Source organism: Streptomyces sp. NPDC045955, from assembly GCF_056430805.1.
Genome location: NZ_JBWKKY010000034.1, coordinates 38,077 through 62,786 on the forward strand (window position 1 = coordinate 38,077; position 24,710 = coordinate 62,786).

The following is a 24,710-nucleotide window of genomic DNA, read 5'->3' on the forward strand; positions in this document are numbered from 1 at the left end:
ACTCCGGCGTCTCGGCGAGTGCCGTCCTGCGGCTGTCTCAAACACTTGGAGACAACTGACCGCCCGATAGCCGGATTTTTCACTGCATGTAGTGCTGAAAGCCCGCGCTGTGATCGGGCTCAGGCGGCAACGGAGCGCGAGAACCAGCCAATGGTCCGTTCCAGCCCCTCGCTCCAGCCGATACGGGGCTGCCAGCCGAGCCGTTCCCGGGCCAGCCGGGTGTCGGGGCGGCGCCGGGCCGGGTCGTCGACGGGGCGGTCCACGAACCGGATGCGGGAGGCGGAGCCGGTGATCTCCACGGTCCTGCGGGCCAGCTCCAGCATCGTGATCTCGTCACCGCCGCCGATGTTCACGGGCCCGGTCTCGGTGGAGGCGGCCAGCGCGAGGACGCCGTCCACGGTGTCGTCGACGTAGCACAGCGAGCGCGTCTGCCCGCCGTCCCCGGCGACGGTCAGGGGCATGCCGTCCAGGGCCTGCGCGATGAAGGTGGGGACGGCGCGGCCGTCGCCGGTGCGCATGCGGGGGCCGTAGGTGTTGAAGATGCGGACGATGGCGGTGTCCGTGCCGCGCGCCTGGCGGTGGGCGGTGACCAGGGCCTCCGCGAACCGCTTGGACTCGTCGTAGACGCTGCGCGGTCCGATCGGGTTGACGTTGCCCCAGTACGTCTCGCGCTGCGGGTGCTCCAGCGGGTCGCCGTACACCTCGGAGGTGGAGGCGAGAACGAGGCGGGCACCGTCGGCGTGGGCCCGCTCCAGCGCGAGGCGGGTGCCGGTGCTGCCGACGTCGAGGGTCTCCAGCGGCAGCCGCAGGTAGTCGGCGGGCGAGGCCGGGCAGGCGAAGTGCAGGACGAGGTCGAAGCGGCCGGGCAGCGCCCTCCAGACCGCCGGGTCGGTGGCGTCACCGCGCACGAAGCGGAAGCCGGGCCGCTGCTCCAGGTCGGCCACGTTGGCGCGGGAGCCGGTGGCCAGGTTGTCCAGGCACACGACCTGCGTGCCGGCGTCGAGCAGCCGTGCGCACAGATGGGATCCCACGAAACCCGCACCGCCGGTCACCAGGGCCCGGCGCCAGGCATGTCCGCTCACGGGACTCTCCTTCCGCTGGCGTTCACTTGCGCATCGGCGCGAGTAACCAGGCGGGGAGCCGGAACACTATAAAACGGGCGTATACACAGTGTGTATAGTCCCGGCATGCCTTCTCTGACCAAGAAGATGAGGAAAACAGGGATCGCGTTCCGCACGGCCGGAACGCTCGCGTCGACCGCCGCCCTGACCCTGCTCCTGAGCGGCTGCTCGGGACTCGACACCACGGCTCCCAGCACCGTCCGCGCACAGGCGGCGGACCTCCGGGCAGCCCGTTTCGGCACCGCCGACTGCCGTGAGGTGAAGTGCATCGCGCTCACCTTCGACGCGGGGCCGAGCGAGCACTCCGCACGCCTGCTGGACATCCTCGGCGAGAAGCAGGTCCCGGCGACCTTCTTCCTCCTCGGCAAGCGGCACATCGAGAAGTACCCGGAGCTGGTGCGGCGGATGGCGGACGAGGGCCACGAGGTGGCCAGCCACACCTGGGACCACAAGATCCTGACCCGGCTCAGACCCGAGGAGATACGCGAGGAGCTGGAACGCCCCAACCAGGAGATAGAACGCCTCACCGGCCGGCGCCCGACCCTGATGCGCCCGCCGCAGGGCCGCACCGACGACACCGTCCACGAGATCTGCCGCGAGCTGGGCCTCGCCGAGGTGCTGTGGAGCGTGACGGCGAAGGACTACACGACGACCGACCCGGACCTGATCACCCGCCGCGTCCTCGCCCAGGCGTCCCGGGACGGGATCATCCTGCTGCACGACATCTACGACGGCACGGTGCCGGCGGTTCCGGGGATCATCGACGCGCTCAGGGAACGGGGGTATGTGTTCGTGACGGTGCCGCAGTTGCTGGCACCCGGGAGGGTGGAGCCGGGGAAGGTGTACCGGTAACCGTCCGGGCGTTCCCTACGATCGTGCCGTGGTGAACATCCTGCTCGAACGCACGGTCCCGCTTCCCCTCGACGAGGCATGGCGGCGGATCACGCTGTGGCCGCGGCACGGCGAGGTGGTGCCGTTGACGGCGGTCAGGGTAGATCCGCCCGGGCCCACCCGCGTGGGCACGGTGATCGTGGCCCGCACGGGCGTCGGGGCACTGGCCTTCGACGACACGATGGAGGTCACGGTGTGGCAGCCACCGGAGGACGGGGCGCCGGGGATGTGCCGCCTGGAGAAGCGGGGCCGGGTGGTGCTCGGCTGGGCGGAGCTGGAGGTGCGGCCGGGGCCCGGGGGCCGGGCCCGTGTGGTCTGGCGGGAGGAGATCCGGCTCCGGCTGTTGCCGTCGCTCTTCGACGGCGCACTGCGGCCCTCGGCGCGGTATGTGTTCGGCCGCGCGCTGAACCGTCTGCTCAGACGTCCGTGACGCCCCGGCGGCCGCCGGGGCGGAACTTTTGTCCACGACAGGAGCGGCCGGTTCGGCGACCGTGGAGGCATGCGCGGTTACGAAGCGGAGAGAGCCCGGCTGGGGAGCAGGTATCTCAGCGACCTCAACATGCTGGTGAACGTGGGCGGCAGGGAGCGCACCCGCAGGGACTTCGAGGCGCTGTGCGAGGCCGCCGGACTGTCCCTCACCTCCGTCACCCCGCTCCCGGAGGCGGAACCGTTCTCGCTCCTGGAGGCCGTGGCCCGCTGACCCGGCCCGATGCGCGGGCCTCAGGCCACCGACCCGATCCGCCCCACCGCCTTCGCCTCCGGCTCGTGGTGGATCGGCGTGTGGGCCCCGGTCAGCGAGGCCCCGCTGCCACCGCGCCTGGCCGCGACGATCTCCGACGCGATCGACAGGGCCGTCTCCTCGGGCGTACGGGCCCCGAGGTCCAGGCCGATCGGCGAGTGCAGTCGGCTCAACTCCAGCTCCGTCACGCCGACTTCGCGCAGGCGGGCGTTGCGGTCCAGGTGGGTGCGCCGGGAGCCCATCGCACCGACGTACGCCACCGGCAGCCGCAGCGCCAGCCTCAGCAGGGGCACGTCGAACTTGGCGTCGTGGGTCAGGACGCACAGGACCGTGCGGCCGTCGACGTCCGTGCGCTCAAGGTAGCGGTGGGGCCACTCGACGACGATCTCGTCGGCCTCCGGGAAGCGCGCCCGGGTCGCGAAGACGGGGCGGGCGTCGCACACCGTCACGTGGTAGCCGAGGAACTTGCCGATGCGGACCAGGGCGGCGGCGAAGTCGATCGCACCGAAGACGATCATCCGGGGCGGGGGGACGGATGACTCGACCAGGAGCGTGAGCGGCGCTCCGCAGCGTGAGCCCTGCTCTCCGATCTCCAAGGTGCCGGTGCGGCCGGCGTCCAGGAGGGCTCCCGCCTCGGCGGCGACCGTGCGGTCCAGTTCCGGGTGGGCACCGAAACCGCCGTCGCAGGAGCCGTCGGGCCGGACCAGCAGGGCCCGGCCCGTCAGTTCGCGCGGGCCCGACACGATCCGCGCCACCGCCGCCGCCTCCCCTCGCGCGGCGGCGGTGAGCGCGGACGCCACCACCGGGCGGACCGGATCGCCGGCCCGCACCGGGGTGACCAGGATGTCGATGACGCCGCCGCAGGTCAGACCCACGGCGAAGGCGTCGTCGTCGCTGTAGCCGAAGCGCTCCAGGACGGTCTCGCCGTCCCGCAGCGCCTGCTCGCACAGCTCGTAGACCGCGCCCTCCACGCAGCCGCCGGAGACCGAGCCGATCGCCGTGCCGTCGGTGTCCACCGCGAGTGCGGCCCCGGGCTGCCGGGGCGCGCTGCCGCCGACGGCCACCACGGTGGCCACGGCGAAGTCACGGCCCTGCTCGACCCACCGGTTCAGCTCCTCGGCGATGTCCAGCATCTGTCTCGGTCTCCTTGGGGGTTGCGGCGGACGGGGCCTCAGTGGACGCCCAGCCAGCTCTCGATCGGGTTGAGGGCGAAGTAGACGAGGAACACCGCCGTCAGGATCCACATGAAGGCGCCGATCTCGCGCACCTTGCCCTGGGCGGTCTTGATGGCGACGTAGGAGATGACGCCCGCGGCGACACCGGTGGTGATGGTGTACGTGAACGGCATCAGCACGACCGTCAGGAACACCGGGACGGCGGTGGCCCGGTCGGCCCAGTCCACGTGCCGGGCGTTCATCAGCATCATCGCGCCGATGACGACGAGGGCGGCGGACGCGACCTCCTGCGGCACGATCGCGGTGAGCGGCGTGAAGAACAGGCAGGCCGCGAAGAACGTACCGGTGACGACCGAGGCGAGGCCCGTGCGGGCGCCCTCGCCGACGCCCGTGGCCGACTCGATGAACACCGTCTGGCCCGAGCCGCCCGCCACACCGCCGATCGCACCGCCGGCCCCGTCGATGAACAGCGCCTTGGACAGGCCCGGCATCCGCCCCTTGTCGTCGGCGAGCTTCGCCTCGGTGCCGACGCCGATGATGGTCGCCATCGCGTCGAAGAACCCGGCCAGCACCAGCGTGAAGACGATCATGCCGACGGTCATCGCGCCGACCTCGCCCCAGCCGCCGAACTCCACGTCCCCGAAGAGCGAGAAGTCGGGCATGGACACCGCGCCGCCGTGCAGTTCGGGGGCGCCGGCCGCCCACTGCTTGGGATCGATGACACCGGCGGCGTTCAGGATCGCGGCGACGACCGTGCCGCTGACGATGCCGATGAGGATGGCGCCCGGGATGTTCCGGGCCTGGAGCATGAAGATCAGCAGCAGGGTGCCGGCGAAGAGCAGCACCGGCCAGCCGGCCAGTTCGCCCGCCGGGCCGAGGGTGACGGGAGTGGACTTCCCCTGGTGCACGAAGCCGGACTTGTAGAAGCCGATGAGGGCGATGAACAGGCCGATGCCCATGGTGATGCCGTGCTTGAGCGCGAGCGGGATCGCGTTCATGATCATCTCGCGCAGGCCGGTGACGACCAGCAGCATGATGACCACGCCGTACATCACGCACATGCCCATCGCCTGCGGCCAGGTCATCTCGGGCGCGACCTGGGAGGCGAGGACTCCGGAGACGGACAGGCCGGCGGCGAGGGCGAGCGGCACCTTGCCGACGAGACCCATGAGCAGGGTGGTGAGGGCCGCCGCGAACGCGGTCGCGGTGATCAGGCCCTGCTGCGCGAGGGTGTTCCCCGCCGCGTCCTTGCCGGACAGGATCAGGGGGTTGAGCAGGAGGATGTACGCCATCGCCATGAAGGTGGTGACGCCGCCACGCACCTCGCGCGCGACCGTGGACCCTCGGCGGGATATGTGGAAGTACCGGTCGAGCCAGGACCGTCCGGCCGGGACGCGGGTGCCTTCGCCCGCGTCTTCGGCTGTGGTCCTCGGCTCCAGTGACTGCTGGGTCATGTGGGCCTACTCCCAAGTTTCATAGGGGGTTGGGATGCACGACCCGGGGGACGGCCCGAGACGAACGAAAGGGGTCCGGGGGACATGGTCCCCCGGACGGAGCTCTCCTGCTCAGGCCTCGGAGAGGGACGTACCCGTCAGGTGCTCGGGCCGTACCGGAGTCCGGTTCAGCTCGAGCCCGGTCGCGTTCCGGATGGCCGCGAGGACCGCCGGGGTCGACGACAGGGTGGGCGCCTCGCCGACGCCGCGCAGTCCGTACGGGGCGTGGTCGTCGGCGAGTTCGAGGACGTCGACCGGGATGGTCGGCGTGTCGAGGATGGTCGGGATGAGGTAGTCCGTGAAGGAGGGGTTCTTCACCTTCGCCGTCTTCGGGTCGACGATGATCTCCTCCATGACGGCCACGCCGAGGCCCTGTGTCGTGCCGCCCTGGATCTGGCCGAGCACGGACAGCGGGTTGAGCGCCTTGCCGACGTCCTGGGCACAGGCCAGCTCGATGACCTTCACCAGGCCGAGCTCGGTGTCGACCTCGACGACGGCGCGGTGCGCGGCGAAGGAGTACTGGACGTGCCCGTTGCCCTGGCCGGTGCGCAGGTCGAAGGGCTCGGTCGGCCGGTGCCGCCACTCCTCCTCGACCTCCACGGCCTCGTCCTCCAGGACGTCGGCCAGATCACCCAGGACCTCGCCACCGTCGGTGACGACCTTGCCGCCCTCCAGGAGCAGTTCGGCCGTGGCCCAGGCCGGGTGGTAGGAGCCGAACTTGCGGCGGCCGAGCTCCAGCACCTTCTCGCGGACCAGCTCACAGGCGTGCTTCACGGCACCGCCGGTGACGTACGTCTGCCGGGAGGCCGACGTCGAACCGGCGCTGCCCACCCGGGTGTCGGCGGGGTTGATGGTCACCTGCGTCACGCCCAGTTCGGTGCGGGCGATCTGCGCGTGGACCGTGACACCGCCCTGCCCGACCTCGGCCATGGCCGTGTGGACGGTGACGACGGGCTCGCCGCCGACGACCTCCATCCGGACCTTCGCGGTCGAGTAGTCGTCGAACCCCTCGGAGAAACCCACGTTCTTGATGCCGACCGCGTAGCCGACACCGCGTACGACGCCTTCGCCGTGCGTGGTGTTGGACAGGCCACCCGGCAGCTCTCGTAGGTCGGCGCCCTCGCTGGACTCCCACTGGCGCTCCGGCGGCATCGGCATCGCCTTGACGCGGCGCAGGAGTTCGGCGACCGGGGCCGGCGAGTCGACCGGCTGCCCGGTCGGCATGAGCGTGCCCTGCTCCATGGCGTTGAGCTGCCGGAACTCCACCGGGTCCATGCCGAGTTTCTTCGCCAGCTTGTCCATCTGCGCCTCGTAGGCGAAGCACGCCTGGACCGCGCCGAAGCCGCGCATGGCGCCGCAGGGCGGGTTGTTGGTGTAGAGGGCGATGGCCTCGATGTCCACGTCGTCGATCACGTACGGGCCGACCGACAGGGAGGAGGCGTTGCCGACGACGGCCGGGGAGGCGGAGGCGTAGGCCCCGCCGTCCAGGACGATCCGGCACTTCATGTGCGTGAGCTTGCCGTCCTTGGTGGCCCCGTGCTCGTAGTAGAGCTTGGCGGGGTGGCGGTGGACGTGCCCGAAGAAGGACTCGAACCGGTTGTAGACGATCTTGACGGGCTTGCCCGTGCGCAGCGCCAGCAGACAGGCGTGGATCTGCATCGACAGGTCCTCGCGGCCGCCGAACGCACCGCCGACGCCGGACAGCGTCATCCGCACCTTCTCCTCGGGCAGGCCGAGCACGGGCGCGATCTGGCGCAGGTCGCTGTGCAGCCACTGGGTGGCGATGTAGAGGTGGACGCCGCCGTCCTCCTCCGGCACGGCGAGACCGGACTCGGGGCCGAGGAAGGCCTGGTCCTGCATGCCGAAGGTGTACTCGCCCTCGACGATCACGTCCGCCCGCCTGCGGGCTTCCTCCACGTCACCGCGGACGATCGGCTGGCGGTGGAGAATGTTCGGGTGCGGGACGTGACCGGCGTGGTGGTCGTCGCGGTTCTCGTGGACCAGGATCGCGTCGGGCGCGGTCGCGGAGGCCTCGTCGGTGATGACGGGCAGTTCGCGGTAGTCGACCTTGATCTTGGCGGCGGCGCGGCGCGCGGTCTCCGGGTGGTCGGCGGCGACGAGCGCGACCGGCTCGCCGTGGTGGCGGACCTTGCCGTGGGCGAGGACCGGGGTGTCCTGGATCTCCAGCCCGTAGTTCTTCACGTCGGTCGGCAGGTCGTCGTACGTCAGCACGGCGTAGACGCCCGGCGTGGCCAGGGCCTCGCTCGTGTCGATGGACACGATCTCGGCGTGCGCGACGGTCGAGCGGAGGATCTGGCCCCACAGCATGTCCTCGTGCCACATGTCGGACGAGTACGCGAACTCGCCGGTGACCTTGAGGGTGCCGTCCGGGCGGAGCGTGGACTCGCCGATGCCGCCCTTGGTGTGCGAGCCCTGGGTGATCTTGGTGGGGGTTCCGTTGGGGGAAGACACGATCAGACCGCCTCTCCCTGCCGGGCGGCCGCCAGGCGGACCGCGTCCATGATCTTCTCGTAGCCGGTGCAGCGGCACAGGTTGCCCGACAGCGCCTCGCGGATGTCCGCGTCGGTCGGGGTCGGGTTGCGCTCCAGCAGCTCGTCGGCGGCGACCAGCAGACCGGGCGTGCAGAAGCCGCACTGGACGGCGCCGGCGTCGATGAACGCCTGCTGGATCGGGGAGAGCTCGGTGCCCTCGCCGGTCTGGGAGTCCTGGCCCTTGGCCGCCCACTGCTGGGCATCCCGCAGCGAGGTACCGCAGGCACCGGAAGCGCAGCCGCCCTCGGAGCGCTGCTTGACGTACTCCGCGAGCCCCTCGACGGTGACGACCTCGCGGCCTTCCACCTGCCCGGCCGCGACCAGGCACGAACACACCGGCACCCCGTCCAGCCGGACCGTGCACGAGCCGCACTCGCCCTGCTCGCAGGCGTTCTTCGAACCCGGCAGGCCGAGCCGCTCCCTCAGCACGTACAGCAGGGACTCGCCCTCCCACACGTCGTCGGCTTCCTGCGGACGGCCGTTGACCGTGAAGTTGACGCGCATCACGCAGCTCCCTCGGTGGTGCGGCGGGCGCCGCGGTAGGACTCCCAGGTCCAGGTCAGCGTGCGGCGGGCCATGACGCCGACCGCGTGGCGGCGGTAGCTCGCGGTGCCCCGGACGTCGTCGATCGGGTTGCAGGCGGCGGAGCACAGGTCCGCGAACTGCTTGGCGACCGACGGGGTGATGATCTTCCCGTTGTCCCAGAAGCCGCCCTCCTCCAGAGCGGCGTTCAGGAACTCCTCGGCGGCCTTGGCCCGAACGGGTGTCGGTGCGGCCGAACCGATGCCGGTCCGCACGGTCCGCGTCTTCGGGTGGAGCGCGAGCCCGAAGGCGCACACGGCGATGACCATCGCGTTCCGGGTCCCCACCTTGGAGAACTGCTGCGGCCCGTCGGCCTTCTTCACGTGCACGGCGCGGATCAGCTCGTCAGGGGCCAGCGCATTGCGCTTCACACCCGTGTAGAACGCGTCGATCGGGATGCGACGCGCCCCGCGCACCGACTCCACCTCCACCTCGGCGCCCGCGGCGAGCAGGGCGGGGTGGGCATCGCCGGCCGGTGAGGCGGTGCCGAGGTTGCCGCCGACGCCGCCGCGGTTGCGGATCTGCGGGGAGGCGACCGTGTGCGAGGCCAGGGCGAGCCCCGGCAGCTCGGCGCGCAGGTTCTCCATGATCTTCGTGTACGGCACGGAGGCACCCAGCCGCACGCTCTCCTCGCCGACCTCCCACTCGCAGAGGTCGCCGATGCGGTTCAGGTCCATGAGGTACTCGGGCCGGCGGTGGTCGAAGTTGATCTCGACCATCACGTCGGTGCCACCCGCAATCGGCACAGCGGTGGGATGCTCGGCTTTCGCGGCGAGCGCCTCCTCCCAGCTGGCGGGGCGAAGGAAGTCCATGACCGGCTCTCTTCTTCGTCTTCTCGTGGGGCGTTCAGATTGAGCCAATCCGTGTGCGGCGGTCCCGGCTCGTTCAGGTGCTGTCAACGCGTAGTGACCTCAGTACACAGGGCGGTGCTCCGGCGCGGTCAGTCACGGAAACCATGAAGGAGTTGGCTGGCCAGGACGGGCATCTTGTAGATTCGTATGAACGGAGGCCATCAGCAACCTCCTCGTTTTCCTGTGGAAACGCGCGACACAGCCGCGTGACCTGGGACACAGCCAGGACCGGCAAGATCCACCATGGATTTCGAGACAAAGAACGGCGGCGACGAGAATGCGGCTGCGCGCACTGCTGGACACCGACGCGCTGGGCCTCAAGCTGCTCGGCGGCGAGGACGAGCTGGACCGCACCGTGCGCGGGGTGATGACCACCGACCTGCGCGACCCCAGCCGCTACCTCTCGGGCGGCGAGCTGGTGCTCACGGGCCTGGCCTGGCGCCGGGACGCCTCGGACTCGGAGCCGTTCGTGCGGATCCTGGTGCAGGAGGGGGTCACGGCCCTCGCCGCGGGCGAGGCCGAACTCGGGGACGTGCCGGACGACCTGGTCGAGGCCTGCGCCCGCCACCGCCTGCCGCTCTTCGCGGTGCACGAGTCGGTGGCGTTCGCCACGATCACCGAGCACGTCGTACGGCAGGTCTCCGGCGAGCGCGCGGGCGACCTCGCGGCCGTGGTCGACCGCCACCGCCGGATGATGACCTCCGGCCCGGCGGGCGGCGGCCCGGACGTCGTCCTGGACCTCCTGGGCTCCGACCTGGACCTGCGCGCCTGGGTCCTCTCCCCCACGGGCCGCCTGATCGCGGGCCCGAAGGCGTCGGGCCCCGCCCTCACCGCCGAGACCTGCGGCCGGCTGGCGGCGGAGCACCTGGCCGCCACCCGCACGGGCCGCCGTGCCCCGCACCGCGTCCTCGTGGGCGGCACCACCTACTCCCTCTTCCCCATCCGCTCGACGGGCCGCTCACCGCAGACCGCCCGGGACGCCCGCGAGACCGTGCTGTCCGACTGGCTGCTCGCCGTCGAGGCGGACGCCGGGGACTGGGCCGAGGAGCGCCTCGACCTGCTCCACGGCGTCACTCAGCTGATCGCGGTCGAGCGGGACCGCCGCGACGCCGCCCGCACCGTCCGCCGCCGCCTCGCCCAGGAGGTCCTGGAACTGGTCCAGACGGGCGCGGCCCCAGGGGAGATCGCCGCCCGCCTCCGGGTGGCCGCCCCCGTCCTGCTGCCCGGCCTCGGCGCCGCGCCGCACTGGCAGGTGGTCGTGGCCCGCGTCGACTGGGACGGCGCCGAGATCGAGGAGGGCCCGGTCGCACAGGCCCTGCTGGAGGAGATCCTCGTCGACCCCCTGTCGCCGGGCCCGGAGCACTCCGACCGCATCGCCGTGGCCCACACGGGCGACGAGGCCGTCGCGCTCGTCCCGCTCCCCGCCGTCTCGACGGAACACGGCGGCTCCGGGAGCGACGTCCGCGCGGACGCGCTCCTGGAGTCCGTACGGGACCCCCTGACGGCCGGCCTGAACGACGACGGCCGTCTCACGCTGGGCGTCAGCGCGGCCGTGCACTCGGCGGAGGGCATGCGCGGCGCGCTGGAGGAGGCCCGCCACGCCCGCCGGGTGGCGGCGGCCCGCCCGGGCCGGGTCTGCGCGGCGGGCCACCAGGAACTGGCCTCCCACGTCCTCCTGCTGCCCTTCGTCCCGGACGACGTCCGCCGCGCCTTCACGGCCCGCCTCCTGGACCCGCTGCGCGAGTACGACCGCCGCCACCGCGCCGAGCTGATCCCCACGCTGGAGGCGTTCCTCGCCTGCGACGGCTCCTGGACGCGCTGCGCCACCCGGCTGCACCTCCACGTCAACACCCTGCGCTACCGGGTGGGTCGCATCGAGCAGTTGACGAGCCGTGACCTGTCCCGCCTCGAAGACAAGCTGGACTTCTTCCTGGCGCTGCGGATGAGCTGAGAAACGGGGCGTCCCGGCCCAAACACGAGACGCCCCGGAGTCCCACGACTTTGTGAAATCCTTCACCCACCCTCTTGGCCCGGCCCCGCGATTCGTGCTGAGATGCCGCCACCACTCAACAGCTCGATGGCGTGCTCGGGGAGGGCAACGTGGCGCATTCCGCCATGTCTGGTAACGGAACGACCGCCGGTGACGATCCCCTCCAGACCGCGGTATGGCGGCTGCGCTCACGCGCGTGTTGGTCCGACGCGGCCGCCCTGCTGCCACCGGTCACCCCCGCGGCGGCGCTGCAACGCGCGTCGCTGCTGGTGGAACGGTGTCTGTACACGGAGCAGGGCTGGGAGGAGGCCGAGGACGCCCTGCGCACGGCGGAGGCGCTGGCCCACAGCGACGACGAGCGGGGCGCGGCCGCTTGTGAACGCGGGTACTTGGCCTACGCCGCGACAGTGCTCGCGGTGCGCGACCGGGCCGACGAGGCGCGGGCGGCGTTGGGGCGGGCCGCGGCGCTGGTCCCTCCGGGGGCTCCGCAGCGGGCCCTGCTGGACTTCCGTCGCGGGCTGCTCGCGGAGAACCTGACGCGTTCCCCGCAGGCGGCACGGGCCGCGTACCGCCGTGCGCACGCGGGGGCGACGGCGCAGTCCGACCCGTTGCTGCTGTCGTTCACGTGGCGGCACCTGGCCGGACTCGCGTTGCGGGAGGGGGAGTTGGCGGAGGCCCGGCACGGTTTCGCGGAGTCGCTGCGGATCCGTGAGGAGCTGGGTTACCTCGTCGGTACGGCACCGGCGCTGGTCTCGCTCGCCGACACGGAGACGGAGCCGGAGGCGTCGCGACTGCGGGAGGAGGCCCGCCGGCTGTTCCGCTTGCTCGGGGGCGTGCCGACGTGGCTGGCGCGGCAGTTGGCTCCGGCCCCTCCGGCGGCCACGGCTTGACGACGCCGGCAGGTACCCGGCGCTGATGCCGGGCCGGGTGGGTCCGCGACCCGGCGGAACGGGGTGCCGCTGCACCCACCCGTGCCGCCTGGGGGCACCCCAAGGCCCTTGAGGCACTGAGGGAGGCACGACTGCCCCCAGCTGAGTGCGCCCGCACCCGCGCACCCACGGAAGGGGCCGTGTCGGGGGGCCGCCCGCAGCGGTTGGCGCGTCAACGGACAGTCATTCGGTATCCGACCCCAGCGCGCCCCTCCGAGGGCGCCCCCCCGGCGCGGTCCCGACCCACCACCCGGCGTCAGGCGCGAGTGGCGCACCCCCACTCAGCCCGCACCCGCGAAATGCTCCCCCACCAGCGCCCGCACCACGTCCAGATCCCGGGCGATCAACGCGTCCAGCAACGCCGTGTGCTCATGCGCGTCCGCCACCAGGTCGGCCCGGACCCGCATCCCCGGCCCGCTCCCCACCAGCGGCCACTGCGCCCGCCGGTGCAGGTCCTCCGCGATCTGGACCAGCTGTTCGTTCCCGGAGAGGGACAGCAGCGCCCGGTGGAACCCCCGGTCGGACTCCGCGTAGGTCGCGCGGCAGCCGGAGGACGCCGCGCGGACCGTCGCCTCGGCGAGGGGACGCAGCGCGGCCCAGCGCTCCGCCGGCACCGTCCGCGCCAGCCGCAGCATCACGGGCACCTCGATCAGCGCCCGCACCTCGGCCAGCTCCGCCAGCTCCCGAGCCCCCCGCTCGACCACCCGGAAGCCACGGTTCGGCACGACCTCGACGGCACCCTCCAGGGCCAGCTGCTGCATGGCCTCGCGCACCGGCGTCGCCGAGACCCCGAACCGCTCGCCCAGCACCGGCGCCGAGTACACCTCCCCCGGCCTGAGATCCCCGGCCACCAGCGCGGCCCGCAGCGCATCGACGATCTGCCCGCGCACCGACGACCGCTGAACGACGGGCCGGCTTCGCGGAGCAGCCGGCAGGGCGGGCTCACCGTGCGTGTGCTCCCCGCGCACCTCGGCACCGGCGCCAGGCCTGACCCGACCCGTATCCGCCGCCCCGGCCTGCTGCGGCACCCGGCCCTGCCCACCCGGCGCCCCCGCCCGCGGCACCTCAGCCCCGGCGGAGCCCTGCGCGCCCTGCTTCACGGCTCGGCTCCTCCTCCGGACGTATCGGTACTTGGGGTCATTACGGCGGGTTGTTACTCGTCCGTCAAGCACCATAAGCGCACCGGCTGCCAGTTCAAATCTCAGCGATCTTCGGTAAGGTAAGGCTTACCTCCAAACGACCCAGCGGACCGGTGATCACATGCCCCAGCCCCCTTCGGCCCTCTCCGGCGCGTACGCCCGTCTGGCCGAGGTCCTCCCGGGGCTGGCCATCACCGAACTGACCGCCGAGGACGAAACCCCCCAGGGCGGCACCTGGATCACCGCCGCCGCTCTCGCGGAAGCCGGCCCCGGCCTCGACGCCTTCCTGTCCTGGGACGACGCCCAGATACGCCGGGACTACGGCCGGCAGGCACGGCCGGACGTCATCGCCGGCTTCGGCCTGCACCGCTACGCCTGGTCCGCCTGCCTCCTGATCACCGTCCCCTGGTTCCTGCACCGCCGCGTCCCCCGCTACCCGGTGACCCACGTCTCCTACGACCGCACCGCCCCCACCCACCCCGTCGGCCACCTGGCCGTCCGCCCGGCCGGCTTCGCCTGCCTGCCCGGCGACGAGGCCGCCGCACTGCCCGGCGCCCGGGTCGTCCCGGACGAGGAGGCCCTGCGGGCCGAGGTGCGGTCGGCGGTCGCGGAGCACCTGGAGCCGATTCTGGCCGGTTTCGGCCCCCGGATGCGACGCCGCGGCCGGGCCCTGTGGGGTATGGCGACGGACGAGATCGTCGAAGGGCTCTGGTACGTCGCCCAGCTGCTCGGCGAGATCGAGGAGCGGCGCGCGATGCGCGAGCTGGAGCTGCTCCTGCCGGGCGCGACGAAGCCGTACGTGGGCACGGCGGCCTTCCGCGAACTGACCGACCCCGACGGCGAGCCGCTGCGCACCCGGGACCGCGTGAGCTGCTGCATGTTCTACACCCTGCGCCCCGAGGACACCTGCGCCACCTGCCCGCGCACCTGTGACGCCGACCGGGTCACCAAGCTGCTGGCCACGGCCAGTTGAGGCCACCCCGGGCAGCCCCGGACAGAGCAGTCCCGCCACCCCGGTAGGATCATCGCCGAACCGGCCACCCACTCGCGCGCGGCCGGTTCACACCTTCCTCACGGGTCGCGAAACTTTCCGGGGAACCACCCGTACGGGTAGTCTTCTTCGAACTCAACTCCTGCCCCTCAAGCGGCAGTTCGAGCAGAATGCCGCCCTGGGCAATCCCTTGCACTTCCTTGGCGGCCTCTTGCCCCGAAACCCCCTGAGGGCCGGTGGGATTGGGCCACTATGGCGGGCGTTACGCCCTATCCCAATGCAAGGGACCACCCAGATGAGACTGACCGACATATCGCTGAACTGGCTGCTTCCGGGCGCCGTGCTGCTCCTGGGCATGCTGGCGGCGGTGGCGGTGCTCGCGCGCGGCAAGCGCTCCTCGGTCAAAGACACGAGCGCGGACGATTCCTGGGAGCGCAGCGAGGAACGCCGCAGACGCAAAGAGGCCCTTTACGGCACCGTCTCCTACGTCCTCCTGTTCTGCTGCGCGGCCGTCGCCGCCGCGCTCTCCTTCCACGGCCTGGTCGGCTTCGGCGAGCAGAACCTCGGCCTTTCCAACGGCTGGCAGTACCTCGTCCCGTTCGGCCTGGACGGCGCGGCGATGTTCTGCTCCGTACTCGCGGTGCGCGAGGCCAGCCACGGTGACGCGGCGCTCGGCTCGCGGATACTGGTCTGGACGTTCGCGCTCGCCGCGGCCTGGTTCAACTGGGTGCACGCGCCCAGGGGCGTCGGCCATGACGGCGCCCCCCACTTCTTCGCCGGCATGTCCCTCTCAGCGGCGGTCCTCTTCGACCGCGCGCTGAAGCAGACCCGCCGGGCCGCCCTGCGCGAGCAGGGTCTGGTGCCGCGCCCGCTGCCGCAGATCCGTATCGTGCGCTGGCTGCGCGCCCCGCGCGAGACGTACAGGGCCTGGTCGCTGATGCTTCTGGAGGGTGTGCGCAGCCTGGACGAGGCCGTCGACGAGGTGCGCGACGACAAGCGCAAGAAGGACGAGGCCCGCCAGCGGCGGCGCGACCAGCAGCGCGTGGAGCGCGCCCAGTTGAAGGCGATCAGCCGCGGTCACCGCGGCCACCTCGGCCGGGGTGGCGGCCGGCAGCTGGAGGTGCAGGTGGAGCGCGGCTCCTCGCAGGTCTCCGCGGAGCCTGCCATATCCGCGCCGGATCCACTGCCCGTCCGCTCGCGTCCCTCCCTTCAGCCCGTTCGCCACGGGGCTGACCCGGTGACCGTCGACCTGACCGCGGAGGACGACACGCAGGCGCTGCCGCGTCTGGACTCCCTGGAGCGCAAGCTCAAGGACCTGGAGCAGCAGTTCGGCTGACCGAGCGGCTCAGAGACAGTGCCCGGAAGGGGCGTGGCCTGCGGGCCGCGCCCCTTTCTCCGTTCTTCTGTGCTTCTCGCTCCGTGCCGCCGCGTTCACGCCGCCTCGGCCTCCAGCTCGAACCAGACGGCCTTGCCCACGCCGTGCGCCCTGACTCCCCAGGCGTCCGCGAGGGACTGCACCAGGAACAGGCCTCTGCCGTTCGTACCGTCGTCGGCGACCTGTACGCGCAGGCGTGGTCTGCGGGCCACGAAGTCCCGTACCTCCACCCGTAGTCCACGGGGTCCGACGGTGGCCGTCAGGACCGCGTCGTGGTCGGTGTGGACGATCGCGTTGGTGACGAGTTCACTGGTGAGCAGTTCCGCCACGTCCGCTCGCGCCGTCCTCCCCCACTGCCTGAGCAGCTCCCGCAGGGCTCTGCGGGCTTCCGGCACGGCCCGCAGGTCGGCCCGCCCGAGTCTGCGCCTCAACTGAGGCGCCGGCACCTGCTCCGTGACGTCTTCGGCCTGGTCCTCCACCGTCTTCGCCGAGAAGGCCCCGATCGTTATGGGACCGCCTCCTCGTGCCTGCCTCTCCATGACCCCCGCCCGCGCGCCGATGTCGGTTCCCCTCCTGCTCGAACACGTTCACGGGGATCCATGCCCCGTCGGACACGGGGCAGTCATGTCGGATCGTCAACGACCGGATGTTCGGCCATCTCGCCGGGACGGACGGTGCGGCTGCACGGGCCCTGAGCAGTACGGCGGCGGAGGGTCGGGGGACAAGAGGGTAGCCGGAAGACGTCCCGCGCCGGATCCTGACCGCCGGAGATCGGACGAACTGCCGATGGCCGACTGCCGATCCCTCCGTACGCGGCGAAGGCGCGGGCGGCTGGTCGCCGCGCGCGGCGGCCCACTGAAGTTGGCCGAAGAGCGACGGTCTCCCCCGGTTCCTCGCCCGGTACGAACCGTCCACCCCGCGGCGGGAGGACGCCCCCCTCCACCGCCGAGACGACCCACTCCCACCGCCAGGACGACCCACGCCCACGCCAGGAGAGGCCACATCCACGTCGCGACGGCCCGTGATCACATCGCGGCGACCCCGGCACACCCCTCACGGGGCGACGGACGCCGACGGAACGCTCAATCGCGGGCTACGCCGCTGCCGTCGGACTGAACCACCGCATGGGGCACGGCAGCCCGGACGCCCTCGGCGGCGGACGGGGGTGGCAGTTCGCCGGAGCCGCGTCGGACGAGAACGCTCGGCAGGGTCACGGTACGCGGACGGGCGGTCGGATCGGCGATGCGTTCAAGGGCCAGGAGGGCGGCCTGCCTGCCCAGTTCGAACGGGTCTCTGGTGATCGCCGAGATGCCCAGTCCTGCGGACAGGTCGTTCTCGTCGAGCGCGACGAAGGCGGTGTCGCGACGGTTGACGATGCGGTCCAGCAGGACGCCGCTGCTGATGCCGAGGTTGAGGGCGAGCACGGCGGTCGGGGGCTCCGGCCTCTGCATCAGCTCGGTGACGGCCGCGTTGATCTCCTGCGGGCTGGTCAGGCCGGTGACCACGAGGTCTCGGGGTTCGGGGACCGCGTGGCGCGCGAGGGCGGCGCGGTAGCCCGAGAGTCGTTGGGCGGCGCGGAAGGAGCCGGCCCGGCCGGCCAGGGCCGCGATCCGGCGGTGGCCCAGGCGCAGCAGCTGGTCTGTGGCTTCGTCGACCGCCTGGTCGTCCGTGGTCATCACGACGTCGACGTCCAGTCCGTGGGCCGGGCGGCCGACGAGTACGACGGGCGTGCCGTAGGTGTACTCGGGCCGCAGAAAGTCGCGGTCGTCGCCGTCGGGCATCATGAGCAGGGCGCTGACCCTGCGGTCGATCATGATGCGGGCCAGTTCGGGCTCGCGGGCGGGGTCGTCGTCCGTCGAGCCGATGAGCAACTGCAGCCCGTTGCGGCGCAGTTCCGCCTCGGCGCCCGCCGCCACCCAGGCCTGGAAGATGTTGGTGAACCCGGCCGTGACGAGTCCGACCACACCCGAGGGGCTGCCATGGCGCAGGTTCCGGGCCATGGGGTTGGGCGAGTAGCCGAGCCTGCGCACGGCTTCCATGACCCGCTCCCGTGTCGCGGCCTTCACCACGTCCGGCTTCTGCAGTGTGCGGGTGACCGTGGCCGTGCTGACCCCGGCCGCACGCGCCACATCGGTGACCGTGACCCGCTGACGATCGCCACTACTCAAAGTAACTCCACCATGTCGCAAAGTGACCCACCCATGACTGCCGTCCTACTGGATTGTAATCGTTGACATTGGCTTGTCACGAGGAGCATACTCCTGGACAACGCGAATGTTAACGATGACATTTGTAAGGAGCCGAATATGCGTGTGTGGTCTCGGGCCGGCGCGGTGGCGGTGGCGATCGCCGTGGTGGCCGCGGTGGCAGGTTGTCAGAACAACGAAGGCACCAATGCCAACCCCAAGGTGCTGACTTACTGGGCGTCCCAGCAATCTCCCAGCGTCGAACGCGACAAGGAGATCCTCGAACCGGAGCTGCGCAAGTTCACCGAGCGCACGGGCATCCGCGTGAACCTGGAGGTCATCCCGTTCACGGACCTGCTGAACCGCATCCTGACCGCCACGACGAGCGGCAAGGGCCCGGACGTGATCAACCTGGGCAACAGCTGGGCGCCCTCCCTGCAGGCCACAGGCGCGCTCGTCGAGTGGGACGACGCCATGATGGCCAAGATCGGCGGCGCGAAGCGGTTCACCCCGGTGTCACTGCAGACCGGCGGAGCCGAAGGGCAGACACCGACGTCCGTCCCGCTGTACAGCAAGGTCTACCAGCTCTACTACAACAAGAAGCTCTTCGAGCGGGCCGGCATCACGAAGCCGCCCGCCACCTGGAAGGACTTCGTCACCACGGCCAGGAAACTGACCAAGGACACCGACGGTGACGGCCGCACCGACCAGTGGGGCCTGGGCGTGCGCGGGCAGGCCAGCACCATCGCCGTGCACTACGCCTACATCCTCGGCTCGGCCCGGGGCGCGGAGTTCTTCGCCGGCGGCAAGCCGACGTTCGACTCGCCGGCCGCCGTCGAGGGCATCAGGCAGTACCTCTCCTGGATGGGCAAGGACAAGATCGTCAACCCGTCCGACGCGGAGAACGCCGACTGGGCCGACGTCTACGAGGCCTTCGCCGACGACCGCATCGGCATGATGCTGGTGCAGACCCTCGGGCAGACACTCAAGGACTACGACCTCACCGACAAGGACTACGGGGTCGCCCCCATGCCCGCCGGCACGGGGCCGGGCAGCAAGAACGTCGGGTCCTTCCTGGGCGGCACCAACGCGGCCATCCTCAAGTCGACCGACAACATGGACGGGGCGACCGAGCTGATCAAGTTCCTCACCGGTCCGCAGGAGCAGGTCACCCTCAACGCCGCGTACGGGACGATCCCCCCGGTGAAGGACGCCAAGGGGAAGGCCTTCGAAACCGACGAGGCGAAGATCGCCCGCCAGACCATGGCCACGCGCGCGATCCCCCTGCCCAGAGTGCCGCAGGAAACGCAGTTCGAGACGCTGATCGGAAACGCGGTCGTCAACTGGCTCTCGGACACGGCCACAGGCAAGCAGCCCGGTGACGAACAGATCAGCTCCGCACTCGAGGACGCGTCGGCCAAGGTCAGCGCGGGTGGATGAGCCGGAAACTCCCAGCAAGGCGGCACGCGACATGACCATCTACTCAGGTGCTCGCGCCGGGGCGGGCGACGAGACCCGACGGCGACGCAAGAACGGCGACAGAGCCCTCACCGGCAAGGACTTGAGGAGCGGCAAGGATCCGGACCACGGCACCGACCGGAGAAACCGCCGGCGCCGCTGGACTCCGTACGTGTTCCTGCTGCCGGCCCTGGTCCTGGAACTCGTGGTCCACTTCGGTCCGATGGTGTCCGGTCTGACGATGAGCGCGATGAAGCTCACGCAGTACCAGCTCGCACACTGGTGGCAGGCCCCGTTCGCCGGAGCGGACAACTACAAGGCCGTGCTGGACTTCAACCAGCCGGTGGGTGCCTCACTGCTGAACTCCTTCCTCGTCACCCTCGGCTTCACCATCGTCGTCCTCGGCGCCTCCTGGTCCATGGGCCTGGCCGCGGCGGTATCCCTCCAGCGCACCCGCCGAGGCGTCGGGTTGCTGCGCACCCTCTTCCTCATCCCCTACGCGCTGCCGGCGTTCGCCGCTGTGATCACCTGGCGTTTCCTGCTCCAACGCGACAACGGCATGCTGAACCACATCCTCGTGGACCAGCTCGGAGTCCTGGACGACAACGCCTTCTTCCTCATCGGGTCCAACTCGTTCTGGTCGCAGTGCGTCGTGGCGATCTGGCGGCTGTGGCCCTTCGCCTTCCTCATGATCATGGCAGGACTGCAGTCCATCCCCGACGAGGTCTACGAGGCGTCCAGCCTCGACGGAGCCGGTCCGTGGCGTCAGCTCCGGGAGATCACGCTGCCCATGCTGGCCCCCGTGAACCAGGTCCTCCTGCTCGTGATGTTCCTGTGGACGTTCAAGGAGTTCGAGACACCGTACGTACTGTTCGGCGGCAGCGCACCGGAGGAGGCCCGCCTCCTCAGCGTCGAGATCTACCAGAACTCGTTCGTGACGTGGAACTTCGGTCTGGGCTCGGCGATGAGCGTGCTGCTCCTGCTCTTCCTGCTGCTCGTGACCGGCGTCCACCTCGCCGTGACCCGAAGGAGGGCGAGCCTCTATGAGGCATGAAACCCGCGGATTCCGCATCTTCCGGCGCACCACCCTCACTCTTCTGACGGCGTTCGTCTGCGCCCCCCTCTTCGTCATGGCGAGCACGGCCGTCAAACCGCTGAGCCAGGTGCAGGGCGAGTTCCGGTGGATCCCGAGCGAGCCGACCCTGACCCCCTTCTTCGACATGTGGACCACGGTTCCGCTGGCCCGGTACTTCGCCAACTCCATCGTGGTCGCGGGTCTGGCCACCGTCTTGTCCGTCGCCGTGGCCTTGCTCGCCGCCTACGCCATCAGCCGGTGGCGCTTCCGCGGCCGCGAGGCGTTCAAGGTCACCATCCTGTCCACCCAGATGTTCCCGGGCATCCTGTTCCTGCTCCCCCTCTTCCTCCTCTTCGTGATGGCGGACCGCTACACGGGACTCTCCCTGGTCGGCAGCCGGCTCGGCCTGGTCATCACCTACCTCACCTTCTCGCTGCCGTTCTCCATCTGGATGCTCGTGGGCTACTTCGAGACCATCCCCCGTGAACTCGACGACGCGGCCAAGGTCGACGGCGTGGGACCCGTGCGGATGCTCTGCAGCATCCTCGTCCCGGCCGCACGGCCTGCGATCGTCGCGGTGTCGATCTTCTCCTTCATGGTGGCCTGGGGCGAAGTCCTCTTCGCGTCGGTGCTGACGACGGAGCAGACCCGTACCGTCGCGGTGGGCCTCCAGGCCTACGCGAGCGAAGCGAACGTGTACTGGAACCAGGTGATGGCCGCATCGCTCGCCGTGTCGGCGCCCATCGTGATCGCGTTCCTCGTGCTGCAGCGGCACATCGCCTCCGGCATGACGGCGGGAGCCGTCAAGTGAAGCCCGTACTCACCGACGGCCGGCTCGGCACGCAGCCCTCGCCCACCCTGGTCGAGCAGGTCAACGCCGTCGAACTCGCCAACGAACTCGCCGACGCGGAGCACTTCGTCCTCATCGACCTCGCTCACGCCCTCATGCTCACCCGGGAGCGGGTCTTCGACCCGGCACAGGGCCGGGCCATCGTCGCGGCCCTGCTGGAGCTGCTCGAGGACGACCCGCGAGAGGCGCTGGCAGGCGACCCGGCGATCGGCACCATCACCCTCCAGATCGAGCGGTACCTCGAAGAGAAGTGCGGCCCGGGCGGTCTCGACATCCAACGGGCCCGCAGCAGGATCGACCAGAACGCCACCGGCCTGCGCATGGCGGACCGGAAGGGTGCCCTGACGGTGATGAGCACACTCATCGGTCTGGGCGAGGCACTCCTGGACGCGGCCGAGAGCCACGACGACGTTCTCGCCCCCGGCTACACCCATCTGCAGCACGCCCAGCCCACCACGCTGGGCCACTATTTCAACGCCCACTACTGGCCCCTCTCACGCAATCTCGCGCGTCTGAGCCAGGTCTACGAGCGTCTCAACGAGTGCCCGCTGGGCGGAGCCGCGCACAGCGGCACCGCGTGGCCGGTCGACCGCGATGCCACCGCGGCCTATCTCGGCTTCGACCGGCCGGTCCGCAACGCACGCGACGCCGGAATGTCCTCCGTCGACGTCGGGGCCGAACTCGCCGGTGCCCTGGGACTGACGCTGTCGGGCATCAGCAGGTGCGCCTCGGACCTGTTCTACTGGTCGTCCTCGGAAGTCGGCATGGTCCGCCTCCACCCCTCCCTGTGCGGCACGTCGAGCATGATGCCGCAGAAGCGGAATCCCATCGCGCTGGAGCGGATACGAGGCCTCGCGGGTGATGCCGCCGGCTGGGGGGCCAGCCAGCTCGGGATCCTCCACTTCGCCACCTCCACCGACTCCGACCAGGCCTATGTGCTCAACCGCATTCCCGCGTACTGCCAGGCCACGGCCGGGGCGGTCACACTCCTCACCGAGGCGGTGGCCACCCTCGAGGTCCACACCGGCCGTCTCGGTGAATCCGCCGGACGCCACTGGTCGACGTCCAGTGCGCTGGCCGACGACCTGGTGCGCACCCAGGGCCTGAGCTACCGCGGCGCCCACGAGGCCGTGGCCCGCCTCATCACCGCCCACGAAAGCGCGGGCGCGACCGACGGCGTCGTCCGCGCGGACCTGATCGACCAGCACTTCCGGCACTATTCGGCCGAGGAACTGGCCGACGTCCTCGACACGCGGAACTTCGTCGAAAGCCGCACCAGCGCGGGCGGCACCTCGGCGACTCAGCGCAGGAAACTGGCCGCACAAGCCGCCGAGGACCTCCGAGCCCACCGGCGCACCGTCGAGGCGCGCATCGAGGAAGTGGAACAGGCCCGGGTCCGGCTCCTGCGCGATGCCACCTCACTCACCGAGGGACACGGGATCTGACGCCTCACCTCATCTCACCTCACTCACCGGAGCATCCGACGAGAGGACCTGCCATGCCTTTCTGGTCTGCCACCATTCCCACCCGAACCCCGCACGGCGGCTCCGGTGTGCACGTCTTCATCGTGGACGCCGACCACTACGAGGACGCCCGCCGCCACGCACTGGCGCGGGCCGACCTCCCTGACGCACGGCGCCATCGCCGTAACGCCGCTCTGGACGTCCAGGCCGTCACCGTCACGGAGATTCTTCCCAGTTGGAGGACCTGGGCGCTGCGCTAGCCGGCGCGAGCAGCCCCCTGAACCGGGGGCCAGGCCGCCCCGTACCTGGTCCCCTCGCCGTCGCTGGTCCGGCCGGAACTCCCCTGACACCGGCCGGACCAGCGACGGCCCCTGGGCCCCTAGAGCCGGGGCACGTTGCGCAGGTTGGAGCGGGCCATCTGGACCATGCGGCCGACCCCGCCGTCCAGCACCATCTTGGAGGCGGACACGGCGAACCCGGTCACCATCTCCGCCTTGATCTTCGGCGGGATGGACAGGGCGTTGGGGTCGGTGACGACGTCGACTGGGATCCCTCCGGGTTCCATCAAGTCACAGGAGACCTCCTCACGCCTCCCAAACGGCCGCGGCCGTACGGTCGTCCGCATAACCCTTGACCCGTACTTGGGAGTCCGCGAGGAACGCGGCGAGGCCGGGCGGCTCGGAGCGGGACCACCGCTCGGCGAGGTAGTCGCCCAGTTCGGGTTCGCCGCGCAGCGGGTCGGCGAGGCCGGCGCTGCACACGAGGAGCGTGTCACCCGGGCGGGCGACGGAGGTACGGAAGCGGAAGGGTTCGCGGGGTGGTTCCGGGGCCGGTTCGTAGGGGCTGGGCGGAGTCGGGATGCCGAGGTCCATGGTGAGCCGGTCGCCGTCGGGCGTCTCGGAGGGCGGCGATCCGAAGCCCACGACGGGTTCGCCCTTGATCTCCGTCACCTGCGGTTCGATGTCCTGCCACTCGCCGTCCCGCAACCGGAACAGCCCGCCGGGACCGACACCGAAGAAGACGCGCGTACGGCACTCGGGGTCGGCGGGCAGCAGCAGACAGCGCAGGCCGGCCGCGTACTCCTCCGGGTCGACGCCCTGTTCGGCGGCACTGGCGCGGAGCTTGCCGAGGCTGCGGTCGGTGAGGCGGTGCAGCCCGGACTTGAGGTCGCCGCGCCGCCCCGCCCTTATGTCCTCCACGAGCCGCGCGTGACTGCGCCCGACGGCCCGGCCGATCCAGTGACAGGCCTCGGCGGCGGCCCGGTGCGCCCCCGGTGTGGCCCGGGCCCCGGTCGCCATCGCCACCAGCAGCAGCGCCTGCTCACCGGTGCCGAACCGCGCGGTCAGCAGCGAGTCCCGCCGTGGCTCCCCCCGGTACCGCGCGGAGTCCCCCCGCACGGACACGGCCCGCAAGGTGCAGGCCCCGTACCGGGCCCCGTCGAGCACGGTGTCCGCGACGAGGTCGTCCAGGTCATCGGGATCGGCGAGCGGAAGGGCGGTGGGCTCGGCGTCGTAGGTGGGCGGCCGCGAGCCGACGTGGCCACGGGGCCGGGGGGAGGACGCGGGGCGCTCGAACCTGGATTCGGATCGATCGGGCGGGAGGTCGGCGGACGGTGGTGGGGTGGGCGGGAAGCCGGGGGGTGGAGGTGGGGTGGATGCGGAACCGGGGGGCGGAGGTGGCGCGAGCGGGGAGCCGACCGGCGGTGGTGGCGTGGGCGCGGAGCCCACGGGCGGGGGTGACGTGGGCACGGAGCCCACCGGCGGTGGTGGCGTGGGCGCGGAGCCCACGGGCGGGGGTGACGTGGGCACGGAGCCCACCGGCGGGGGTGACGTGGGCGCGGAGCCCACGGG

At 71.2% G+C, this 24,710-nt stretch carries 22 protein-coding genes and 2 pseudogenes; 13 read left to right on the forward strand and 11 right to left on the reverse strand.

The window, feature by feature from the left end:
* Positions 1 to 119: 119 nt before the first annotated feature.
* A complete protein-coding gene (locus tag AC07F0_RS38405; protein WP_478984827.1) occupies positions 120 to 1,082 on the reverse strand; it encodes an NAD-dependent epimerase/dehydratase family protein in 963 nt (320 codons plus the stop codon).
* Between the two features lie 105 nt (positions 1,083 to 1,187).
* Between AC07F0_RS38405 and AC07F0_RS38410 the strand changes: the two genes are divergently transcribed.
* The 3 genes and pseudogenes from AC07F0_RS38410 to AC07F0_RS38420 form a co-directional block, all read left to right on the forward strand.
* Complete coding sequence (locus AC07F0_RS38410) at positions 1,188 to 1,973, forward strand: polysaccharide deacetylase family protein (RefSeq protein ID WP_478984829.1); 786 nt, start codon at positions 1,188 to 1,190, stop codon at positions 1,971 to 1,973.
* A gap of 28 nt (positions 1,974 to 2,001) precedes the next feature.
* The gene (locus AC07F0_RS38415; protein ID WP_478984831.1) at positions 2,002 to 2,442 is read left to right on the forward strand and encodes an SRPBCC family protein; all 441 of its coding nucleotides are present in this window, start codon (positions 2,002 to 2,004) and stop codon (positions 2,440 to 2,442) included.
* A gap of 108 nt (positions 2,443 to 2,550) precedes the next feature.
* Positions 2,551 to 2,712, forward strand: a pseudogene (locus tag AC07F0_RS38420) (methyltransferase); the annotation flags it as partial.
* A 20-nt stretch (positions 2,713 to 2,732) separates the two neighbouring features.
* Here AC07F0_RS38420 and AC07F0_RS38425 read toward each other — a convergent pair.
* From AC07F0_RS38425 to AC07F0_RS38445, 5 genes are all read right to left on the reverse strand, one after another.
* Positions 2,733 to 3,884, reverse strand: coding sequence for an XdhC family protein (locus tag AC07F0_RS38425; protein WP_478984833.1), 1,152 nt, complete (start codon positions 3,882 to 3,884; stop codon positions 2,733 to 2,735).
* A gap of 38 nt (positions 3,885 to 3,922) precedes the next feature.
* Positions 3,923 to 5,380 carry an NCS2 family permease gene (locus AC07F0_RS38430; RefSeq protein WP_478984834.1) on the reverse strand — a complete coding sequence of 486 codons (1,458 nt, stop codon included), beginning with the start codon at positions 5,378 to 5,380 and terminating at the stop codon, positions 3,923 to 3,925.
* Positions 5,381 to 5,491: 111 nt separating this feature from the next.
* Positions 5,492 to 7,891, reverse strand: coding sequence for a xanthine dehydrogenase subunit D (gene pucD, locus AC07F0_RS38435; RefSeq protein WP_478984836.1), 2,400 nt, complete (start codon positions 7,889 to 7,891; stop codon positions 5,492 to 5,494).
* A gap of 2 nt (positions 7,892 to 7,893) precedes the next feature.
* Positions 7,894 to 8,475: a (2Fe-2S)-binding protein gene (locus AC07F0_RS38440; RefSeq protein WP_478984837.1), complete on the reverse strand. Its 582-nt coding sequence runs from the start codon at positions 8,473 to 8,475 to the stop codon at positions 7,894 to 7,896.
* Complete coding sequence (locus tag AC07F0_RS38445; RefSeq protein WP_436726274.1) at positions 8,475 to 9,365, reverse strand: FAD binding domain-containing protein; 891 nt, start codon at positions 9,363 to 9,365, stop codon at positions 8,475 to 8,477. Before AC07F0_RS38445 ends, AC07F0_RS38440 begins: the two co-directional genes overlap by 1 nt.
* 316 nt (positions 9,366 to 9,681) lie before the next feature.
* On the opposite strand from AC07F0_RS38445, the gene AC07F0_RS38450 reads away from it, so the two are divergent.
* On the forward strand, positions 9,682 to 11,355 hold the full coding sequence (locus AC07F0_RS38450; RefSeq protein ID WP_478984839.1) for a PucR family transcriptional regulator: 1,674 nt from the start codon (positions 9,682 to 9,684) through the stop codon (positions 11,353 to 11,355).
* Between the two features lie 149 nt (positions 11,356 to 11,504).
* Positions 11,505 to 12,284 carry a hypothetical protein gene (locus tag AC07F0_RS38455; RefSeq protein ID WP_478984841.1) on the forward strand — a complete coding sequence of 260 codons (780 nt, stop codon included), beginning with the start codon at positions 11,505 to 11,507 and terminating at the stop codon, positions 12,282 to 12,284.
* Between the two features lie 320 nt (positions 12,285 to 12,604).
* On the opposite strand, the gene AC07F0_RS38460 is transcribed toward AC07F0_RS38455, so the two are convergent.
* Positions 12,605 to 13,423 carry a GntR family transcriptional regulator gene (locus AC07F0_RS38460; RefSeq protein ID WP_478984843.1) on the reverse strand — a complete coding sequence of 273 codons (819 nt, stop codon included), beginning with the start codon at positions 13,421 to 13,423 and terminating at the stop codon, positions 12,605 to 12,607.
* Between the two features lie 160 nt (positions 13,424 to 13,583).
* Between AC07F0_RS38460 and AC07F0_RS38465 the strand changes: the two genes are divergently transcribed.
* Positions 13,584 to 14,435: a (2Fe-2S)-binding protein gene (locus tag AC07F0_RS38465; RefSeq protein WP_478984844.1), complete on the forward strand. Its 852-nt coding sequence runs from the start codon at positions 13,584 to 13,586 to the stop codon at positions 14,433 to 14,435.
* A gap of 313 nt (positions 14,436 to 14,748) precedes the next feature.
* On the forward strand, positions 14,749 to 15,789 hold the full coding sequence (locus tag AC07F0_RS38470; protein ID WP_436731126.1) for a DUF2637 domain-containing protein: 1,041 nt from the start codon (positions 14,749 to 14,751) through the stop codon (positions 15,787 to 15,789).
* A gap of 95 nt (positions 15,790 to 15,884) precedes the next feature.
* Here the strand turns inward: AC07F0_RS38470 and AC07F0_RS38475 are convergent, their stop codons facing one another.
* Together AC07F0_RS38475 and AC07F0_RS38480 are read right to left on the reverse strand one after the other, a co-directional pair.
* Positions 15,885 to 16,367, reverse strand: a complete 483-nt coding sequence (locus tag AC07F0_RS38475; protein ID WP_478984845.1) for an ATP-binding protein — start codon at positions 16,365 to 16,367, stop codon at positions 15,885 to 15,887.
* A 543-nt stretch (positions 16,368 to 16,910) separates the two neighbouring features.
* A complete protein-coding gene (locus AC07F0_RS38480; protein WP_478984847.1) occupies positions 16,911 to 17,996 on the reverse strand; it encodes a LacI family DNA-binding transcriptional regulator in 1,086 nt (361 codons plus the stop codon).
* Positions 17,997 to 18,134: 138 nt separating this feature from the next.
* Here AC07F0_RS38480 and AC07F0_RS38485 point away from each other — a divergent pair, with 138 nt between their 5' ends.
* The 5 genes from AC07F0_RS38485 to AC07F0_RS38505 are packed head-to-tail and all read left to right on the forward strand — an operon-like array spanning position 18,135 to position 23,120.
* Complete coding sequence (locus tag AC07F0_RS38485) at positions 18,135 to 19,454, forward strand: ABC transporter substrate-binding protein (protein ID WP_478984848.1); 1,320 nt, start codon at positions 18,135 to 18,137, stop codon at positions 19,452 to 19,454.
* A 31-nt stretch (positions 19,455 to 19,485) separates the two neighbouring features.
* Positions 19,486 to 20,526 carry a carbohydrate ABC transporter permease gene (locus AC07F0_RS38490; RefSeq protein ID WP_478984850.1) on the forward strand — a complete coding sequence of 347 codons (1,041 nt, stop codon included), beginning with the start codon at positions 19,486 to 19,488 and terminating at the stop codon, positions 20,524 to 20,526.
* Positions 20,516 to 21,358: a carbohydrate ABC transporter permease gene (locus AC07F0_RS38495; protein WP_478984851.1), complete on the forward strand. Its 843-nt coding sequence runs from the start codon at positions 20,516 to 20,518 to the stop codon at positions 21,356 to 21,358. The genes AC07F0_RS38490 and AC07F0_RS38495 overlap by 11 nt, the downstream gene beginning before the upstream one ends.
* On the forward strand, positions 21,355 to 22,842 hold the full coding sequence (locus AC07F0_RS38500; protein WP_478984852.1) for an argininosuccinate lyase: 1,488 nt from the start codon (positions 21,355 to 21,357) through the stop codon (positions 22,840 to 22,842). Before AC07F0_RS38495 ends, AC07F0_RS38500 begins: the two co-directional genes overlap by 4 nt.
* Positions 22,843 to 22,895: 53 nt before the next feature.
* Complete coding sequence (locus AC07F0_RS38505) at positions 22,896 to 23,120, forward strand: hypothetical protein (RefSeq protein ID WP_478984853.1); 225 nt, start codon at positions 22,896 to 22,898, stop codon at positions 23,118 to 23,120.
* 119 nt (positions 23,121 to 23,239) lie between these two features.
* On the opposite strand, the gene AC07F0_RS38510 is transcribed toward AC07F0_RS38505, so the two are convergent.
* Both AC07F0_RS38510 and AC07F0_RS38515 read right to left on the reverse strand, forming a co-directional pair.
* Positions 23,240 to 23,425, reverse strand: coding sequence for a hypothetical protein (locus tag AC07F0_RS38510; protein ID WP_478984861.1), 186 nt, complete (start codon positions 23,423 to 23,425; stop codon positions 23,240 to 23,242).
* Positions 23,426 to 23,444: 19 nt separating this feature from the next.
* Complete coding sequence (locus AC07F0_RS38515) at positions 23,445 to 24,608, reverse strand: protein phosphatase 2C domain-containing protein (RefSeq protein WP_478984855.1); 1,164 nt, start codon at positions 24,606 to 24,608, stop codon at positions 23,445 to 23,447.
* On the opposite strand from AC07F0_RS38515, the pseudogene AC07F0_RS38520 reads away from it, so the two are divergent.
* A pseudogene (locus tag AC07F0_RS38520) lies at positions 24,511 to 24,710 on the forward strand (translation initiation factor IF-2); the annotation flags it as partial. The gene AC07F0_RS38515 and the pseudogene AC07F0_RS38520 sit on opposite strands and share 98 nt — an antisense overlap.

Coding starts and splice junctions, on each gene's coding strand:
- AC07F0_RS38445 (WP_436726274.1), bottom strand. CDS start 9,365: ATGGACTTCCTTCGCCCCGCCAGCTGGGAGGAGGCGCTCGCCGCGAAA.
- AC07F0_RS38465 (WP_478984844.1), top strand. CDS start 13,584: ATGCCCCAGCCCCCTTCGGCCCTCTCCGGCGCGTACGCCCGTCTGGCC.
- AC07F0_RS38495 (WP_478984851.1), top strand. CDS start 20,516: ATGAGGCATGAAACCCGCGGATTCCGCATCTTCCGGCGCACCACCCTC.
- AC07F0_RS38425 (WP_478984833.1), bottom strand. CDS start 3,884: ATGCTGGACATCGCCGAGGAGCTGAACCGGTGGGTCGAGCAGGGCCGT.
- AC07F0_RS38450 (WP_478984839.1), top strand. CDS start 9,682: ATGCGGCTGCGCGCACTGCTGGACACCGACGCGCTGGGCCTCAAGCTG.
- AC07F0_RS38485 (WP_478984848.1), top strand. CDS start 18,135: ATGCGTGTGTGGTCTCGGGCCGGCGCGGTGGCGGTGGCGATCGCCGTG.
- AC07F0_RS38490 (WP_478984850.1), top strand. CDS start 19,486: ATGACCATCTACTCAGGTGCTCGCGCCGGGGCGGGCGACGAGACCCGA.
- AC07F0_RS38510 (WP_478984861.1), bottom strand. CDS start 23,425: ATGGAACCCGGAGGGATCCCAGTCGACGTCGTCACCGACCCCAACGCC.
- AC07F0_RS38430 (WP_478984834.1), bottom strand. CDS start 5,380: ATGACCCAGCAGTCACTGGAGCCGAGGACCACAGCCGAAGACGCGGGC.
- AC07F0_RS38410 (WP_478984829.1), top strand. CDS start 1,188: ATGCCTTCTCTGACCAAGAAGATGAGGAAAACAGGGATCGCGTTCCGC.
- AC07F0_RS38475 (WP_478984845.1), bottom strand. CDS start 16,367: ATGGAGAGGCAGGCACGAGGAGGCGGTCCCATAACGATCGGGGCCTTC.
- AC07F0_RS38440 (WP_478984837.1), bottom strand. CDS start 8,475: ATGCGCGTCAACTTCACGGTCAACGGCCGTCCGCAGGAAGCCGACGAC.
- AC07F0_RS38470 (WP_436731126.1), top strand. CDS start 14,749: ATGAGACTGACCGACATATCGCTGAACTGGCTGCTTCCGGGCGCCGTG.
- AC07F0_RS38505 (WP_478984853.1), top strand. CDS start 22,896: ATGCCTTTCTGGTCTGCCACCATTCCCACCCGAACCCCGCACGGCGGC.